Below are 16,739 nucleotides of genomic sequence, written 5' to 3'. Positions count from 1 at the left end.
GCCCCGCACCCTGGCCCGACAGGCGGCTTATTGCACCGATTGCGCCGGCAACGCCTTGCGCTGGGCTTCGAGGATGGGCAGGCCCGCCTCGGTGGGAATGTAGATGGTCTGGTTCGGCGTGGTCTTGAGCGCGTCGATGTAGAGGTAGCGCAGATACCCCTCATTGCCCTTGAGGCTGTCGCCGATGATGCGGTTGGCTTCGGCCACGCCCTTGGCCCGCTCGATCTCGGCGGCGGCCAGCGCTACGGCGGCGTCGCGTGCCGCTTCGGCTTCAAGCACCGCGATGCGACGGTTGCTCTCGGCTTCGACCAGCGCGGCCTTGCCGCGCAGTTCCTGCGCGTACACCCGGTACCGCGGCCCGCCCCAGCCCACGCCGACCAGGACCAGCGCGATCACCCCCAACGTCACCAGCACGCCCGTCTGGCCATAACCAAGTTCACGTTGCCGCATATGTCCCCCTGCGTGTACGGAAGGCACGACCATACCCGATCCTTCACCCGGCCTGCCCGGACATGCGGCGGCTCACTGCGGCGGTGGCGGCGACGCCGGGTCGAAAGCGCACCCCTTCGCCGTCCTGCCGTCCAGCCGCCATGACACGCTGAACGGATATTCCTGGTCGGACATGCCGTCCGAACAGGGTTCGCGACGCACGTCCAGCCGGAACGGCATGCCGCCATCCGCGCCCGCCAGATGCAGGCCGTCGGCATCGATACTGCGCGTGGCCTGCAGCCGGCGCGGCGCCTCCATCGTTTCCGGCGTTGTGTAGGTCAACGCCGCCCCTTCCACCTTCACACCCCAGAACGGCTCGACGCCCGCCGCCTGCAGGTTTGCCGGAAACACCGCCATGCCCGTATCCGCCTGCGCGGCGGCGGCTTCGCGTGCAGGCATACGTGCTGGCGTATTGGCGTCCGGCGTGGCCGGACTGCAGGCCATCAACGTCGCCATCGGCAAGGCCATCGACAGGAGGCGGAAGGGATGCATGCGATTCTCCAGGGCGGCGGGACACGATGGCGGCCATCGTCGCATGCACCGGGTAAACACCGTGCGATCCGCGCAGCACGATCATGCGCCGCGCCAGGCAGGGCATCGCCCCTGTCCGGCTTCGTCATCCCGCCTGTTCGACCAGATCTGCCAGTTCGTCCGCGTCGAAACCGGCCAGCAGGCGGGCTTCGAGATTGAAGGGGCCATGCAGGTAGCCGCCGGCGTATTCGCGCAGCAGTTCCTTGAACCGCGCGCGCGGCTCGACGCCGGCGCGCTCGCAGTACCAGCGGTACCAGCGCGAACCCGCGGCGACGTGCGCGACTTCCTCGCGCAGGATCACGTCCAGCACGTCGGCGGTGGCGTCGTCGCCGAGCGAACGCAGTTTGGCGATCATCGCCGGGGTCACGTCGAGCCCGCGCGCTTCCAGCACGCGCGGCACCAACGCCATGCGTGCCAGGCCATCGTGCGCGGTCTTCTCGCACATTTCCCACAGGCCGTTGTGGGCGGGGAAATCGGCGTAGTCATGGCCATGCGCCAGCAGGCGCTCGCGCAGCAGCAGGAAATGGCGCGACTCGTCGTCGGCGCAGCTCACCCAGTCGGCGTGGAAGCTGCCCGGCAGGCCACGGAAGCGGTACACCGCGTCCCAGGCCAGGTCGATGGCGTTCAGTTCGATATGAGCGATGGCATGGATGAAGGCGGCGCGTCCTTCCACGCTGCCGAGGCCACGGCGCGGCAGGTCGCGCGGATGCACCAGCACCAGCCGCGCGGGCCGGCCGGGCATGCGGATCGGCTCGGGATCGGGTGCATGCGCCGGCAGCTTCAGCGTGCCGGCGCGGAACAACGCGGCGCAGTGCCGGGTCAGCGCCACCTTGCGCAGCGGGTCGGCCTCGGCCAGGCACAACTGCGCGGCATGCAGCAGGTCATCCACCGCCGGCATGCCGCCGGCCTCCGCGGCCGCCGCCTGCATGGATCAGGCGCGGCGCTTGTTCTTGGCTTCGTCCGAACGCAGCTGCTGGATGCGCTCGAAGTAACCCGGTTCGATGCCGGTGACGTAGTGGCCATCGAAGCAGGACGAATCGAACGCCTTCAGCTCCGGGTTGCCTTCGCGCACCGCCGCTTCCAGGTCTTCCAGGTCCTGGTAGACCAGCCAGTCGCAGCCCAGGTGCTTCTCGATGTCCTCGACGCTGCGTTCGTGCGCGACCAGTTCCTCGGCCGCCGGCATGTCGATGCCGTAGATATTGGGATGGCGCACCGGCGGCGCGGCGCTGGCCAGGTAGACCTTGCGCGCGCCGGCGTCGCGCGCCATCTGCACGATCTGCTGGCTGGTGGTGCCACGCACGATCGAATCGTCCACCAGCAGCACCACGCGGTTGCGGAATTCGAGATGGATCGGGTTGAGCTTGCGGCGTACCGATTTCACCCGCTCGCCCTGCCCCGGCATGATGAAGGTCCGGCCGACGTAGCGGTTCTTGACGAAGCCCTCGCGGTACTTCACGCCGAGCACGTTGGAGATCTCCAGCGCCGCGTCGCGCGAGGTGTCCGGGATCGGGATGATGGTGTCGATGTCGTGGTCCGGGCGCAGGCGCAGGATCTTCTCGCCCAGCTTCTGGCCCATGCGCATGCGCGCCTTGTGCACCGACACGTTGTCCATCATCGAGTCCGGGCGCGCGAAGTACACGTACTCGAAGATGCACGGCGTCTGCTGGGTGTTGGTCGCGCACACCTCGGTGAACAGCTCGCCGCGCTCGGTGATGACCACGGCTTCGCCGGGGGCGACGTCGCGCATGCGCTCGAAGCCGAGCACGTCCAGCGCCACCGACTCGGAGGCCACCGCATACTCGACGCCTTCGGCATGGTTGCGCTTGCCCAGCACCAGCGGACGGATGCCGTGCGGGTCGCGGAAAGCGACCAGGCCAAGGCCCAGTACCACGCTGACCACCGCATAGCCGCCCTTGCAGCGGCGGTGCACGCCGGCCACGGCGCGGATCGCCGCTTCCGGGGTGAGCATGCGCTGCGCGTCCAGCTCGTAGGCGAACACGTTCAGCAGCACTTCGCTGTCCGAATCGGTGTTGATGTTGCGGCGGTCGGCCTCGAACACCTGCTGGCGCAGGGCTTCGGTGTTGATCAGGTTGCCGTTGTGCGCCAGCGCGATGCCGTAGGGCGAGTTGACGTAGAACGGCTGGGCCTCGTCGGTACCTTCCGAACCGGCGGTCGGGTAGCGCACGTGGGCGATGCCGATGCGGCCCTGCAGGACCTCCATGCGGCGTTCGTCGAACACGTCGCGCACCAGTCCATTGGCCTTTTCCACCCGCAGGCGGGTGCCGTGCGCGGTGGCGATGCCGGCCGCATCCTGGCCGCGGTGCTGGAGGACGGTCAGGCCGTCATAGAGCTGCCCGGCGACGTTCTGGTTGCCGACGATTCCGACGATGCCACACATGTTGCGCGATCTCCGCTGGGCCGTGGCCCGGTTAACGTGAAGGAGGCCGTGCCTGGCCCGATGGCCCGGTCCGCGCCGGACCGGGGTGATCCGGGCGCACCTGCGCCGGATCGATGTTGGAAGGCCACGCCTTCGCCGGGTCCTGGCGGCTGCCTCCGTTCGCGGCCGGCCGGGCGTCTTCGGCCCCTTCCGGCATCGCTTGCGGCAGTCCGCTGCCCGCTTCATGTTCGCTGAGCGCGGCATTATCGCCTGCCAGCACCGCCTTGCCCAAGTCCAGCAGCGGATGATCCGGCATGGCGGGCAATTCGGGCAGGCGGCCGCGCAGCCAGTCGGCCGGCGGGCGCAGCCACGAGGCCACCTGCGAACGCTGCCATTGCTCGCCATCGGCCATCGGGGTGAAGCCCAGCACCAGCACTGCCAGCACGGCAAGCAGCACGCCGCGGACGATACCCAGGCCGAAACCGAGCAGACGGTCCGGCCCCTTGAGCAGCAGGGTGGAATCAACCACCCCGCGCAGCAGCATGCCGATGGCCGAAACCCCCAGCAGCACGCCGAAAAAGACGATGGCATGGCCGGCGGCGTACTGGCCCATGGTCGGCACGGCGCCACCGCTCAGCATCAGCGTGGCGACGTGGCCGAAGCGGAACGCGGCCCAGCCGGCCAGCAGCCAGCCCAGCACGCCGAATACGGTGGCCAGCAGGCCGCGCATCAGCCCGAACAGGGCCGATACGACGATCAGCCCCAGCAACAGCAGGTCGATCACGGGCGGCGCTGCCGGGGCATCAGGCGTGGAACCGCATCAGGGATGCGGCCGGACCATGCCGGCGATGCCGACTTTCGCCGCGACCTGCGCCTTGAGCTGTTCAGCCTCGGCACGGTTGGCCACCGGCCCGACGCGGACGCGGTTGAGTACACCGTTGTCGGTGCGCACCTGCTCGACGAAGGCGCTGAAGCCGGCCGCACGCACCTTGTCGCGCAGCGCGTTGGCGTCGGCCGGCTGGCCGAACGCGCCCAGCTGCACGGCGAAGCCGACATTGCTGGCCGCCGGCGCGGTGGAAACGGTGGTCGCGGTGCGCTCGGGCGCGGCGGGCCTGGGTGCTTCCGGCTTCGGCGCGGCAGGCTTGGGCTGGGCTTCCGGCCTGGGCGCAGCGGCCACCGGCCTGGCGGGTTCAGGCGGCAGCGGTTCGCTGCGCACCGCCGGCGTCGCCGCGGCAGGTGCGGGCGTCGTTGCCGGAGCGGGCTGGGCGGCCACCGGCGCGGCGGGTTCCTTGTCGGCGTCGAGCACCACCACCTGCGCGTTCACGTCGCTGCGGACCTTGCCCGCTTCCAGGCGGATCAGCTCGGCCTGCGCACGGTCGGCATAGGGACCGATGCGCACGCGCCAGGCCGGGCGCCCATTGATGGTGTCCTGTTGGCGGAAGCCCGGCAGGTTCGACTTCTTCAGGTGGGCGATCACCGCATCGGCATCGGCCTCGGTCGCGAAGGCACCGAAATTCACCACGTAATTGCCGGCGGCCGCGGTCGGCGGCAACGCCCCTGCTTCCACTGCCGGGGATGCGGCTTCGGCCGTAGGCAGCGCGGCCGGCATGCCGGTGGCGCTGCCCGAGGCCGGCGCGTTGGGCGCGACCAGCGGCAGTTCACGGGTTTCGAACTGGCCATCGGCAGGTGCGTCTGGCGCGCGCAGCGGCACGTCCTGCACGCCGCTGTCCGGCGCCGGCCCCTTGACCAGCATGGGCAGGAAGATCACGGCCAGGGCCACCAGGACGATGGCGCCAATCAATCGCTGTTTCAGGGGAGTATCCACGGCAAGGCGTATGGGCGGCAGGGCGGAAAGTCCGGCGATTATATGCGGCGCCATCGCCGGGCAACGCCGCCGCAGCTGAACAGGTAGGAGGCAGGAGCGCACTTCAGTGCGCGATGAGGCCTTCCCGGTAGAGCCGCTTCGCGCACTGAAGTGCGCTCCTACAAGCGCGCTCCTGCGGTTTCCGGTCACCGCCGCAGCAGCGGCAGCACCTCGGCCACGGTATGGAAGGAGCCGAACACCAGCACGCGGTCGCCGCGACGGGCCTGCTCCAGCGCGGCGGCCAGCGCCTGTTCGACATCGGCGCAGGTGGCGGCGCTGGCGGCAGCGGTGCCGGCCAGACGCTCGCGCAATTGCATGGCGCTCTGCCCTCGTGCGCCTTCCAGGCCGGCCAGGTACCAGCGGTCGATGCGCGCCTGCAGGGCCGCGACCACGCCAGGCGCATCCTTGTCCGCCAATGCGGCATACACCGCCAGGGTGCGTCCGGTGGCCGGGCGGGCCTGCAGCGCGGCGCCGAGGGCCGCGGCAGCCTGCGGGTTGTGGCCGACGTCGACCAGCACTTCCACCCCGTCGCGCTCGAAGCGCTGCAGGCGCCCGGCGATCTGCGCCGCGGCCACGCCCTGCGCCCATGCCGTGCGCGGCACCGGGCGGTCCAGCGCGCGCAGCGCGGCGATGGCGGCGGCCGCGTTCGCCCGCTGCACCGGCGCCCACAGCGCCGGCTGTGGCAATTCGATGCGGAAGGACACGTCACGCCAGTACCAGGTATCGGCATCGACGGCCTCGGCGAAGAAATCGCTGCCGAAACGGATCGCATTGGCGCCCAGCACGTAGGCGCGGCGCAGCACGCTGGACGGCGGATCGATCTCGCCCAGGATCACCGGCTTCCAGCCGCGGATGATGCCGGCCTTCTCCGCGCCGATGGCCTCGCGCTCGCTGCCCAGCCAGTCGGCATGGTCGATGTCCACGGTGGTGATGACCGATACGTCGGCATCGACGATGTTGACCGCGTCCAGGCGCCCGCCCAGCCCGACTTCCAGCACGGCCAGATCCAGCCCGGCGCGCGCGAACACCCACAGCGCGCACAGCGTGCCGTATTCGAAATAGGTCAGCGCGGTGTCGCCGCGCGCGTCCTCGACGGCGTTGAAGCCCGCCACCAGCGCGGCATCGTCCACGTCGGCGCCGTCGATGCGCACGCGCTCGCTGTAGGCCAGCAGGTGCGGCGAGGTGTAGGCGCCCACCGTCCAGCCGGCGGCACGGGCGATGGCCTCGATGAAGGCCACCGTCGAGCCCTTGCCATTGGTGCCGCCGACCACGATGCAGTGCCGGGCCGGACGCTCCAGGCCCATGCGCCCGGCCACTTCGCGCACGCGCTCCAGCCCCATCGCGATGGGCTGCGGATGCTGGCGGTCGATATGGGCGAGCCACTGTTCGAGCGTGGCGGGGCGTACGGAGGACATGCGGAACTCTCGGATGACACGCGCCGGCGCAGGGTGCGTGCGGCGCGGATGGGGCGCACATGATACAGCCGCGCCGCGGCGACCCCGGATGCCGCGCCTAGGGCCGGCCCGCAGCGACCGGTTGCGGCCGCTGCGGACCGCGGCCGGCGCGCAGTTCCGCCAGCGACTGGCGGCAGGCTTCCAGGTCATTGCCGCACAGCACGCTGGTGACCACGAAGCGATGGCGGCCATCGCTGACCAGCCGGTTGCGCACCATCATCGCGCCTTCCAGCTGGAACAGGCTCAGGCCTTCTTCATCGCGCAGCCAGAAATTCGCCTGCCGCCCGTACCGGCGGAACAGCGCCAGCGGGCCGATCACGGCGATCGCTTCGGGGATCTGCAGGAAGCCGATCGGATACGGATCGGCGATGTAGCCGGGCAGCATGCCATCGGCATCCAACGCCGGCATCGGCACCTGGCCGCCGCTGCGTTCGTCGAAGAAGGGATCGCGTGGCCGCGTCCCTGTCCGCGCCGGCATGTCCCCGGGCAACGGTTCGAATGCGAACGGCAACCGGTAGCGCGGCTGGCCGCGGTATGCCGGCGGCACGGTCCAGGCGTGGGCCGCCGCCAGCGCCGCCGCGTCCAATGCCGCCACGCCGGAGGCCTGTTCGACGCGCGCGCCCGTCACCCGCCCGCAGGCGTCGGTCTCGATGATCACATTGATCGTGTAACCGAGCAGCCGCCACAACTCGGACGGCAGATAGTGCGGCGCGCGGTTTTCCTGCGCGGGAAACGGCGGGCAGGCATCGGCCGGCTGCTGCGCCACCGCGGGCAACGGCAGCAGCGCGAACAGCGCGGCGGGCAACCAGCGTCCCCATGCCCGTGGGCGCGCCATCACAGCGCCCGGTGCTTGGCCTCGCCGAAGAACGGGGTGTGGTGCGCGCAATCGTTCAGGCGCACCACTTCCAGATGTTCAACATCCGGGCCTTCGAGCAGGTTCAGCGTGGTCGGCGCCTGGCGGAAGGTCCACAGCTTGCCGATCGGCAGGCCCAGCACCTTGCACAGGATCACGCGGTTGACCGCGTCGTGCGCGACCACCAGCAGGGTATCGTCCTCGCCCAGCCCTTCGGCGGCCTTGGCCAGGCCGCGCCAGCTGCGGTCCAGGACCTGCCGCAGCGATTCGCCGCCCGGCATCAGCACGGTATCCGGCTCCTCGCGCCAGGCGCGCAGGCGCGCCGGATCCTTGTCGTTGATTTCGCTGGCGAGCAGCCCTTCCCATTCGCCGTGGGCGATTTCCTGCAGGTCCGCATCGGTCTGCAGCATCGACTCGCGGGCGCTGCCCAGCGCGGCACGCGCGGTGCTCTGCGCACGCGACAGCGGCGAGGCCACCGCGCGCGCGATCTCGATCGACTGCAGGCGTTCGCCCAGCGCCCTTGCCTGCGCCTCGCCCACCGGCGAGAGGGGAATGTCGATCTGGCCCTGATAGCGGCCTTCGGCGTTCCACGGCGTTTCGCCGTGGCGGGCAAGCAGGATGCGCATGCAGTTGGGAGTCCGTGGCGGGGCACGCATCATAGCCTGTCGCCGCCGCGGCGCAGGGTACGGTTGCCTGCGTTACGAAATCCGCGGCGCCCTGCATGTTCCCGGGAATCAAGACGCATGGAACCCTGGCTGGCCGATACCCTGCCGCGCGACGCCCGTTGCTGGACGCCACACCGTCATGCAGGCCTTCTGTTTCCAAGGCCGCAGCAACAACCACCCCGGGATGCGGCGCAACGACACCGTCTTTCCTGTTCCGCGGCCGTGGCGGCGTTTGGCCGCCTGCTAGCATTGCGCGCATGAAAAAACCGCAGGACAGCCGCTTTTTGCGGCAAAGCCGACCGACGGGCGAGGCACGGGGACAGGCGTCATGAAAAACGTGGCCGACCAGGTCCGCCGCGCCGCTCCCTGGCTCGCGGCGGCGGCGTTCCTCCTGCCTGCACTGATGGTGATGCTGTGGGCACCCAAGGTGCCTTATGCCGACCAATGGCGCTTCCAGGCGCATCTGTTGTCCACGCCGTTCCCGCAGAACGTGATGACCGCCGACAACGGCCACCACGAACTGCTGCCCAGCCTGGTGCGGCTGGCCGAACTGCAGTGGCTGCAGGGAGGACAGTGGCTGCAGATCGGCATCGGCATCGCGCTGCTGCTGGCCACGCTGGCCCTGTGCTGGCGGCAACTGGCGGGACTGCCCGCCACGCAGCGCCAGGCGGCCTGGCTGGCGCTCGTGCTGGGCCTGTGCTGGCTGGGCAACCAGCGCGCGCTCGGGCATGGCAACGAAACCGTGCATGCCTACAGCGTGACCGCGATGCTGCTGGTCGGCCTGCACCTGCTTGGGCGGCGCATGCAGCCCGGTGCGCATGCGGCGATGGGCGCCGCGCTGTGCGGTTTCATCGCGGCGTTCTCGTTCGGCAGTGGCGTGGCGACATTCGCGGCCTTCTTCCCCATGCTGGCGCTGACCCGCGCGCGCCCCTCGGCGTGGGCCGCGCTTTCCATCGGGCTCCTGTTCACGCTGGCGACGCTGCAGTTGACCGGAAGCAGCGCCAGTACTCCGGTGTTCGCTCCACTTTCATGGATCTCGTCCTGGCTGCGCTGGCTGGCCGGCCCCTGGATCCATGCCGTGTGGCCGGCGCTGGACCCTGCATTGGCCGGGCGCATGCCGCCTGCACTGGGCGGGCTGCTGGCGCCCATCGCGTCGGCATACCACGCGCGTTTCGGGCCGGTGATGCTGGCAGGGTTTCCCCACATCCCCATCGCCTTCGCGGGCCTGGCCGTGCTGGCGTGGCAACTGCTCAAGGCATGGCAGGCGCCACGGACGCCATGGGCACCCGCACAACGGCTGGGCATCGGCATCGCCCTGTTCGCCGCCGCCACCGGTGCCCTGGTGGCGGTGGTGCGGGATGCGTATTTCCAGACATATCCGGACCAGTTGCTGGCGCCACGCTATCTGGTGTGGTCCAGCCTGTTCTGGGCAGGCCTGCTGTTGGCAGCGGTGACGCGCGCGTCGTCCCCGCGCCGGGCGCTGTCGATGGTACTGGTCGCTGCACTGGCGTTGCTGCCGAGCCAGGCCTGGACGGGGAAACTCGCCGGCAGCATGCGCCAGGCAGCCCTGCACACCGCCGCGGCCGCCACCATCGGCGTGGTGGATCGCGCGATGCCGCTGGGAGAGAACGTGCCCGCCGAGATCGCCGCCGCCCTGCCGTTGCAGCGGCAGGCCCAGGTCGAGATGTTCGCCTGGCCGCAGACGCACTGGCTTGGCCGCACCCCGCCGTCGGAACCGCTGGCCGTGCGCGACCTGCAGGCCGAGACCGTGGACAACCTGCTGGAAACACCGGCAAGGCGCGTGCGGTTCGCCACCGATGCGGCCGGCAGCGATGCGCGCCTGCTGCTGGTCGATGCCGCCGGCATCGCCCGTGGCCTGGCGGTACCCGACACGCGCGCAGGAGCAGGCCACTGGATCGGCTGGATGGAAGGCAGCGACACCACGCCGCCGCGGGCGATGCGCATGCCCGAATGAACGCAACGCGCCGATGCCGCCTGCAACGCACGCGTGGCGGCCAACAACAGGCGTTACCATGGCGACCCCATCGGCCGCATGGCATGACGCCCACATGAGGGCCAGCACTTCCTCCGCCCGCAACGTGGCATGAGCAGCGACCCGGTTTCCGTCCATTCCAACCGCCGCCCCTGGAACGAACGCCTGCAACCGTGGGCGGCCGCCGTCCTGAGCGCGCTGCTGCATCTGCTGGTGCTGCTGCTCCTGCTGAACTCCACCCCGCCGGTGGTGACCACCCCGCAGGGAACGGCTGGCGGCGGCCGGGTCAAAGTGGATTTCGTCGGCGAAGCACCGCCCTCTCCGCCCACGACGCGCCAGCCGCCGGGGCCGAAGCCGGTGGATGACCGCAAGCAGCCCTCCAAACCCAAGGCGCGCCGGCAGGCCGATACACGCAAGCCGGTGCCGGAGGCCAGGTACATCGAGCCCCCGGCCGAACCGGAACAGAAGCAGGACAGGAGCGAGGAGCAACCAGCCGCCGAATCCGCGCAGGCTTCGGCCACGAGCCCGCCGGAGAGCGTCCAGCGTCGGCCGCAGACCTGGACCGGGCGCCCGCCGGGCTGGCAGCCGAAGGAAACCGCGCCCGACGACGGGCGCTCCTCCGGACCGGTCAACCGCAACGGCTATCGCAACGACGCGGCCGCCGGCGAGCCGGCCATGGAAGTGGGCGGTTACCAGATCATCTACGACCTGCTGGCCGAGACACGGCTGCGTACGTGGATGGAACAGGGCATGAAGGAACTGTCCATCCCGCTGCCGGGCACCAGCTACCTGATGGTCTGCCCGGCGGAAGTCGCGCTCAGGCGCGGCTCCAGCAAATGCCGCCTGCTCGCGCCCGACGCGCCGGAACTGCGCTCCATCGGCGATGCACGCGATGTGGTCACGGTGATGTACGTGTACCGGCGTGGCGAACTGGTCTGGCGTGGGCCGGGACCGTACCGCTGACGCGCCTGCGTTTCGGCGCGCTCCCGCAACGCACTTCGTGGACACGGGGTTTGCCCTGCATGATCGCCATGGAAGTCCCATGGGGCGAGCACCACGCGATGGACCCGTCGATGGACCGAAGGCTTTCCGTCCGGGATGGCGGCAACAAAAACCCCGGACGGCTGCCCGTCCGGGGTCCTCGATCAAACCGGAGCGCGATTTACTTCGACGCGGCTTCCAGTTCCTTCAACAGCTGCGGCGCAGGCGCCACTTCCTGCATGATCCAGCGCATGTAGCGCTGGTCCACCGAGATCATGCGGGTCATCACCGGGTCGAACACCCAGTTGCTGGCCACCGCCTCCCAGATGCCGTCGAACGCCAGGCCGACCAGGCGGCCGTGCGCATCCAGCACCGGCGAGCCGGAGTTGCCGCCGGTGATGTCCAGGTCGGACAGGAAGTCCACCGGCACGCTGCCGATGCGCTTGTCTTCCAGGCCGCCGTAACGCTTGGCCTTGACCGCATCGAGCAGCGCCTTCGGCGAATCGAACGGATCGACGCCGGTTTCCTTGGCCGCGACGCCCTCGATGGTGGTGAACGGCTGCTGCACCTTGCCATCCAGGCCGGTGTAGCCCTTCACGTTGCCGAAGGTGATGCGCAGGGACAGGTTGGCATCCGGATAGACGAACTCGCCCTTGCTCTGCTTGTAATCGGCGATGGCCTGCAGGAACAGCGGACGCGCCACCAGTTCCTCGCCGCGCTTGACCTTGTTCTGGTGCTCGATCTGCAGCAGCGCCGGCATCACCGCCACCGCGTACTGGATTGCCGGATCGGTGCTGGCCTCGAACGCGGCCTTGTCGGCCTTGAACCACTTCATGCGCTCGGCCAGGTCGCCCAGGCGCGAACCATCCAGGCGTGCCAGCGCGGCATCCACGGCCGCGGCATCACTGCCACCCAGCCAGGTATCGAACGCCGGCACGCGCTGGCCGGCAGGCAGCGCGACATAGCGCTGCAGCCAGTACTGCTGGAACTGCCGGTCCATGGCCGGCACGTAACGGCGGTCCATCTGCTTCAGGCCGCCTTCGATGGCCGGCAGGTCGCGTTCCTGGTAGCCGTCCTCGCGCTGCGCATCAGGCTTGGCCTTTTCGATCGCCAGGCGGTACAGACGCACCGCGGTGCCCAGCGTACCGGTGCGGTTGAACATGCCCAGGGTGATGTCGCGCTGCTGGGTGCTGCGCGCCTGGGTGCCGAGCGCCTGCAGCTGCGCGTAGGCGTCCAGCGCCGGCTTGCCCTTGGCGCCCTGCCCGCGCAGCCATTCCAGCACCGCGGCTTCTTCCTTCTGCTTCTGCGCCAGCACGTTGTTGCGCTTGAAGCCGTCCAGCTGGCCGTCGTAGTTCTTGCTGGTGTTGTTCCAGCCGGCCATGCTGGCGGCGTACTTCACCGCGATGTCCTTGTTGTCCTTGCCGGCCGCTTCGACCAGCGCGATCTGGTCCTTGTAGGCCTTGGCGATGGTCGGGTACGTCCAGCCGGCGGTGTTCTCGAACTCGCTGACCAGCGCGTAGCGGTCGGTGCGGCCCGGGTAACCGGCCACCATCACGAAATCGCCCTCGCCCAGCGGCTGGTCGGCCAGCTTCAGCCAGTGTTTCGGCTGGTAAGGCACGTTGTCGGCCGAGAACGCGGCCGGCTTGCCGTCCTTGCCGACGTAGGCGCGGTAGAACGAGAAATCGCCGGTATGGCGCGGCCACATCCAGTTGTCGACGTCGCCGCCGAACTTGCCGACGCTGCCCGGGGGCGCGTACGCCAGGCGCACGTCCTTGATCTCCAGGTTCTTGAACAGGCGGTAGGTGTTGCCGCCGGAGAAGCTGTACAGCGTACAGCTGTAGCTGCCGTCGGCCTCGCACCCGGCCACCAGCTTCTTCTCCAGCGCTTCCAGCGCCTCGGTGCGCTTGAGCGGGTCGTTGCCGGCGCTGGCAATCGCGGCCCTGGCCTGCTGGGTGACATCGGTGATGTCGTCCAGCACGTAGATGCGCGCGTTCGGGCCGGCGCTCAACTCATCCTTGAAGCTGGCCGCGCTGAAGCCATCCTTGATCAGGTTCTTCTCGGCGGTGGAATTGAGCTGGATGGCGCCATAGGCGCAGTGGTGGTTGGTCGCCACCAGGCCCTGCGGCGAGACGAAGCTGGCGGTGCAGCCGCCCAGCGCCACCACCGCGCCCATCGGGTCGCCGGTCAGGTTGCTCAGCTGCAGCGGGTCCAGCTTCAGCCCGGCCTTCATCAGCGGCCCGGCGATCTGCGGCAGCTGCTGCGGCACCCACATGCCCTCGGCAGCGGTGGCCGTCTGCGCCAGGCCGAGCCCGGCGACGACGGAAAAAGCGAGAAGATTCAGACGCATGCAGGTTTCCCCAGAGAATGGAAGCCCTGATTGTAGCGGTTGCAACCATCCCTGCCCCCACCGCCATGAACCTGTACCGAAGACTCGGCCATGGGATGCCATGACCGAGCCCCCATCCCTCCATTTCAGCAATGCAGCATCGTGCGCCGCACCTATGGGGAAGTGATTCCGTCCAAGCTTCTATTTACCGGTCCCAGCTGATTCCGGAGTAGCCTCCCTCTGCCAGGAGCGGCAGAAATCCGTTGAACTGTTGTCTGCGGCCTGGCTTCCCTCTGCCTTTTCATGAACGACCTCGGCAGCCACCACCAAGTCGCGCGGAATCACCCACAACTCGCCATCGTGGATAACCGCGCAACGTTCGGTCGAGCACTCCAGTTGCCGCACCTCACCCGACACCCCGGACTCCCCGGACAGATGCAGCCGATTCAACGACTGCAACCCACTGGCACATACCTCTTGCGCCGCGTCGCGCCCCACATTTTCAAACGGCACGATCAGCCAAAGCACTATCAGCACCGAGGCGAGCAGCACGATGCTGAGCAGCACCGGAACCGCAGAACATGCGAAAACCACTCCTGCCGCAACGATCAGAACCTCCTTGCATCGCCGCCCCAACCAAAAGATCCCAGCCGGGAAGGAATCAAGCCTCGAAGACAGCCGTTCGGAAAATACGCTCCTCAAAGAAAACCGATAGCGCCAGAAGAAAAGAAAAGCCCAGAAAACAAACAAGAGAATGACAAAGACAGCAATCCCCGGGTTCAACATGACCTTGAGCATGGCCGCCCCGACCCCTTCCAACCAACGCACCGAAATCCTCATCCATCCATGCAGGGCCAGCCACTGAAGGTCCACGGTCGAAGCGGGGAAATCGTTATAGTCCAGCCCGAAATAACGGAGATATGCAGCACGATAAGTCATGCCCTGCATCTGGAAGACCCAGGCCACGAAGGCGATTACCACACCCGAAGTCAGCACGACATTGAAAAAAGAGTCCTTCCGTTTATTGTTTGATGGCTCGTTGGTTGCGTCCGCCATGTCCCGTTTTCCTGAAGATTGAGGGACGAGCAGACTATTCATCCCTTGTCTCAAAGACTGCGATCCAGAGGGTTATTGCTCGACCACTCCATATACTCGCCTTGCCCCACCTGCTGCGTCTCCAAGGCTGCATATGCCTTTTGGAGTTCAGTGGCACATGCCGGACTGGCGCTGTCCGAGCAGGCGACGCGCAGTGCGTTATTGCGGTTGGTGGACAGGGATCACGGCCGGTAACCAAGGCATTTAGTGCCGGCCAGCAGGGCGCCGTTGTCGGCCAGGTCGCCGGGTGCACTCGCAGGTACACCTGCGGCACCAGCGCGGCAGTGGTGCTGCCATCGGCCAGAGTGAGGGTATTGGCCGCTTCCACCGTGGTTTCGGCGTGGGTGGTGCCGCTGCCGTCGCCCTTGCCCTTGGCCACGCTGGCGCTGACATAGACGCCAATGCCGGCCTCGCTGCCGATGGTCACGCCGACCTCGCCGCTGCTGGCCTTGTTGCGCTCGACCTGCTCGCGCGTTTCCTGCTGGGACTTCAGCACCAGATCGTTGGCCGCCGCCAGCGTCACGTTGTCGCCTTCGATGCGGCTGCCGGTGACGGTGAGGCGCCGTCCTAGCTGTACACGCCGGCGGCGGTGAGCGTGGGATCGCGCCCGGCAACCAAGGCGATTTGGTGCCGGCCAGCAGTGTCGGCCAAGTCGCCTGGGTGCACCCGCAGGTACACCTGCGGCACAGCGCGGTGGTGGTCTTCTTTAATTAATCCACAGCAGACCAAGCCATTCAAAGGCCTTAACCCAGCCTTCACCCACGACAGCTTCTGTTTAGACCATCACCTTAGAAACAGCATCCTCTATTCCCGCACTATCCTTTATCACCCCATAGATATACCCCCTGCTTGGCAAGTCATCCCTATCGAATTTATATACGAACTCATCAAAAAAATCGCTTAACTCAAAGTTATATTTATACTTAGCAGTCGAAAGCGCCCTCTGAATAGAAAAAATCACATCGAAAGACTGAGCGCATGAATCAAAATCACTACTTTTCTTTATGAAATCAAACTCTCTATCCAACCCACTCCTAAAACCGCATAAAATCCGATTCACAGAGAGCCGGGAACTCACATACCGTTCCAAGCTCTCCGAAAATTCAACAAAAATATCCACAATCACTTCCCTCTTACCGGCTGAATATGCCATATATCACCTGTTTTTGGATTATATGTCATCTCCAACCCAGATGATTCAAACTTATAATATCCAGTCATTCCTCTGGGATCAGGCGAAATCTTTGGTGATGAATTCAATATCTCCTTTGCCTGCAGGAATGGAGCAGGCCGCCCCTCGCCCCAAAGTCTTTCATAATACGACTTACTTATCCTGAACCCACCCCCCTCATATGCGCCACCCACCAATTTTATCTCCTTGACTGGCTTTATTGCCGCGGCGCTCATGGTCAAGGAAATAGCCATATCCCTCCAGTAATCCCCACTGGAAAAAACGTTTTTTAGATCCGCACCAGCCTCAGAATAATTACCATTAAGCGCATGCAAGAAGGCCGACCCATAATCCAACCCATAGCTTGGTGCAAAGCTATGCGTCAAAGGCCCAACACCAGACACCACAAATGAGTTGCACTCATCATTTTGCATTATTAAACGAGGCACCCCCGCCTCGTCCAATATAGTGTAACTAACAACCTCTCCTGTTATTTTATTTTTATTTGCAACAACGCCATATTTTGCAGCATCCGAAGCCATCGATATTGGGTAGCTCTCAGTATCCTGACCCATTTCCAAAATAGCCGCACAGCCGGATTCCCCAGGAGCTGACTGGCAAGCCTCGAACTTTTCCAAAAAATCGTCCCAGTGCAGCTGCCGATTGAACTGCTCCCCAGCCAACGCAGACGCCGCACCACTTCCTCCACCGACCGCAGCGCCTACCGCCACACTGCCCAACTCCATCAGCAGTCGACCTTCCACTGAATTGGGGTCGATGTCATTGCCGCGCAGGTAGTCCTGCATCGCCTTTGACGCCAATTGGTTGGCCGCCGCACCGGCCAGGCCCGACAACGCATCGCTACCGCCCAGTGCGGCAATGGCCGCGCCCACAATGCCGTGCAGGATCACCTTCTCCTTGCTGCCTTCTTCCCATCCCA

Annotated in this window: 15 protein-coding genes; 2 read left to right on the top strand and 13 right to left on the bottom strand. The window is 66.9% G+C overall.

Going from position 1 to position 16,739, the window contains the following annotated elements:
• Positions 1-27 precede the first annotated feature (27 nt).
• From AC1DGW_RS00075 to AC1DGW_RS00035, 9 genes are all read right to left on the bottom strand, one after another.
• Positions 28-450 carry a hypothetical protein gene (locus AC1DGW_RS00075; protein WP_478018623.1) on the bottom strand — a complete coding sequence of 141 codons (423 nt, stop codon included), beginning with the start codon at positions 448-450 and terminating at the stop codon, positions 28-30.
• Between the two features lie 72 nt (positions 451-522).
• Positions 523-981 (bottom strand): hypothetical protein, encoded by a 459-nt coding sequence (locus tag AC1DGW_RS00070; protein WP_478018622.1) that lies wholly within the window; start codon positions 979-981, stop codon positions 523-525.
• A 124-nt stretch (positions 982-1,105) separates the two neighbouring features.
• Positions 1,106-1,918: a ferritin-like domain-containing protein gene (locus AC1DGW_RS00065; protein ID WP_478018621.1), complete on the bottom strand. Its 813-nt coding sequence runs from the start codon at positions 1,916-1,918 to the stop codon at positions 1,106-1,108.
• Between the two features lie 33 nt (positions 1,919-1,951).
• A complete protein-coding gene (gene purF, locus AC1DGW_RS00060; protein ID WP_478018620.1) occupies positions 1,952-3,418 on the bottom strand; it encodes an amidophosphoribosyltransferase in 1,467 nt (488 codons plus the stop codon).
• Positions 3,419-3,449: 31 nt separating this feature from the next.
• Positions 3,450-4,181 (bottom strand): CvpA family protein, encoded by a 732-nt coding sequence (locus tag AC1DGW_RS00055; protein ID WP_478018618.1) that lies wholly within the window; start codon positions 4,179-4,181, stop codon positions 3,450-3,452.
• A gap of 36 nt (positions 4,182-4,217) precedes the next feature.
• Positions 4,218-5,222 (bottom strand): SPOR domain-containing protein, encoded by a 1,005-nt coding sequence (locus AC1DGW_RS00050; RefSeq protein WP_478018617.1) that lies wholly within the window; start codon positions 5,220-5,222, stop codon positions 4,218-4,220.
• Between the two features lie 185 nt (positions 5,223-5,407).
• Positions 5,408-6,676: a bifunctional tetrahydrofolate synthase/dihydrofolate synthase gene (folC, locus tag AC1DGW_RS00045; protein ID WP_478018616.1), complete on the bottom strand. Its 1,269-nt coding sequence runs from the start codon at positions 6,674-6,676 to the stop codon at positions 5,408-5,410.
• 97 nt (positions 6,677-6,773) lie between these two features.
• Positions 6,774-7,550, bottom strand: coding sequence for a TonB family protein (locus AC1DGW_RS00040; RefSeq protein ID WP_478018615.1), 777 nt, complete (start codon positions 7,548-7,550; stop codon positions 6,774-6,776).
• Positions 7,550-8,194 (bottom strand): histidine phosphatase family protein, encoded by a 645-nt coding sequence (locus tag AC1DGW_RS00035; protein WP_478018614.1) that lies wholly within the window; start codon positions 8,192-8,194, stop codon positions 7,550-7,552. Before AC1DGW_RS00035 ends, AC1DGW_RS00040 begins: the two co-directional genes overlap by 1 nt.
• A gap of 367 nt (positions 8,195-8,561) precedes the next feature.
• On the opposite strand from AC1DGW_RS00035, the gene AC1DGW_RS00030 reads away from it, so the two are divergent.
• Both AC1DGW_RS00030 and AC1DGW_RS00025 read left to right on the top strand, forming a co-directional pair.
• Positions 8,562-10,208, top strand: coding sequence for a hypothetical protein (locus tag AC1DGW_RS00030; RefSeq protein WP_478018613.1), 1,647 nt, complete (start codon positions 8,562-8,564; stop codon positions 10,206-10,208).
• 129 nt (positions 10,209-10,337) lie between these two features.
• Complete coding sequence (locus AC1DGW_RS00025; RefSeq protein ID WP_478018612.1) at positions 10,338-11,189, top strand: type II toxin-antitoxin system RelE/ParE family toxin; 852 nt, start codon at positions 10,338-10,340, stop codon at positions 11,187-11,189.
• A gap of 199 nt (positions 11,190-11,388) precedes the next feature.
• Here AC1DGW_RS00025 and AC1DGW_RS00020 read toward each other — a convergent pair whose 3' ends face one another.
• The 4 genes from AC1DGW_RS00020 to AC1DGW_RS00005 form a co-directional block, all read right to left on the bottom strand.
• Positions 11,389-13,554, bottom strand: coding sequence for a S46 family peptidase (locus AC1DGW_RS00020; RefSeq protein WP_478018611.1), 2,166 nt, complete (start codon positions 13,552-13,554; stop codon positions 11,389-11,391).
• A gap of 180 nt (positions 13,555-13,734) precedes the next feature.
• Complete coding sequence (locus AC1DGW_RS00015; protein WP_478018610.1) at positions 13,735-14,589, bottom strand: hypothetical protein; 855 nt, start codon at positions 14,587-14,589, stop codon at positions 13,735-13,737.
• A gap of 34 nt (positions 14,590-14,623) precedes the next feature.
• Positions 14,624-15,151, bottom strand: a complete 528-nt coding sequence (locus tag AC1DGW_RS00010) for a hemagglutinin repeat-containing protein (protein WP_478018609.1) — start codon at positions 15,149-15,151, stop codon at positions 14,624-14,626.
• 599 nt (positions 15,152-15,750) lie between these two features.
• Positions 15,751-16,739, bottom strand: a 989-nt coding sequence (locus tag AC1DGW_RS00005; RefSeq protein WP_478018608.1) for a hypothetical protein, incomplete at its 5' end; no start/stop codon positions are given.

The sequence above is a fragment of the Stenotrophomonas sp. 05N423 genome (assembly GCF_056397145.1).
The sequence above is the reverse complement of the archived record's forward strand: the minus strand, read 5'-3'. Positions and strand labels throughout refer to the sequence as shown.

Excerpts from the sequence above, each read along its gene's own strand:
- AC1DGW_RS00075 (WP_478018623.1), bottom strand. The coding sequence starts at position 450 with ATGCGGCAACGTGAACTTGGTTATGGCCAGACGGGCGTGCTGGTGACG.
- AC1DGW_RS00070 (WP_478018622.1), bottom strand. The coding sequence starts at position 981 with ATGCATCCCTTCCGCCTCCTGTCGATGGCCTTGCCGATGGCGACGTTG.
- AC1DGW_RS00065 (WP_478018621.1), bottom strand. The coding sequence starts at position 1,918 with ATGCCGGCGGTGGATGACCTGCTGCATGCCGCGCAGTTGTGCCTGGCC.
- purF (WP_478018620.1), bottom strand. The coding sequence starts at position 3,418 with ATGTGTGGCATCGTCGGAATCGTCGGCAACCAGAACGTCGCCGGGCAG.
- folC (WP_478018616.1), bottom strand. The coding sequence starts at position 6,676 with ATGTCCTCCGTACGCCCCGCCACGCTCGAACAGTGGCTCGCCCATATC.
- AC1DGW_RS00040 (WP_478018615.1), bottom strand. The coding sequence starts at position 7,550 with ATGGCGCGCCCACGGGCATGGGGACGCTGGTTGCCCGCCGCGCTGTTC.
- AC1DGW_RS00035 (WP_478018614.1), bottom strand. The coding sequence starts at position 8,194 with ATGCGCATCCTGCTTGCCCGCCACGGCGAAACGCCGTGGAACGCCGAA.
- AC1DGW_RS00030 (WP_478018613.1), top strand. The coding sequence starts at position 8,562 with ATGAAAAACGTGGCCGACCAGGTCCGCCGCGCCGCTCCCTGGCTCGCG.
- AC1DGW_RS00025 (WP_478018612.1), top strand. The coding sequence starts at position 10,338 with ATGAGCAGCGACCCGGTTTCCGTCCATTCCAACCGCCGCCCCTGGAAC.
- AC1DGW_RS00020 (WP_478018611.1), bottom strand. The coding sequence starts at position 13,554 with ATGCGTCTGAATCTTCTCGCTTTTTCCGTCGTCGCCGGGCTCGGCCTG.
- AC1DGW_RS00015 (WP_478018610.1), bottom strand. The coding sequence starts at position 14,589 with ATGGCGGACGCAACCAACGAGCCATCAAACAATAAACGGAAGGACTCT.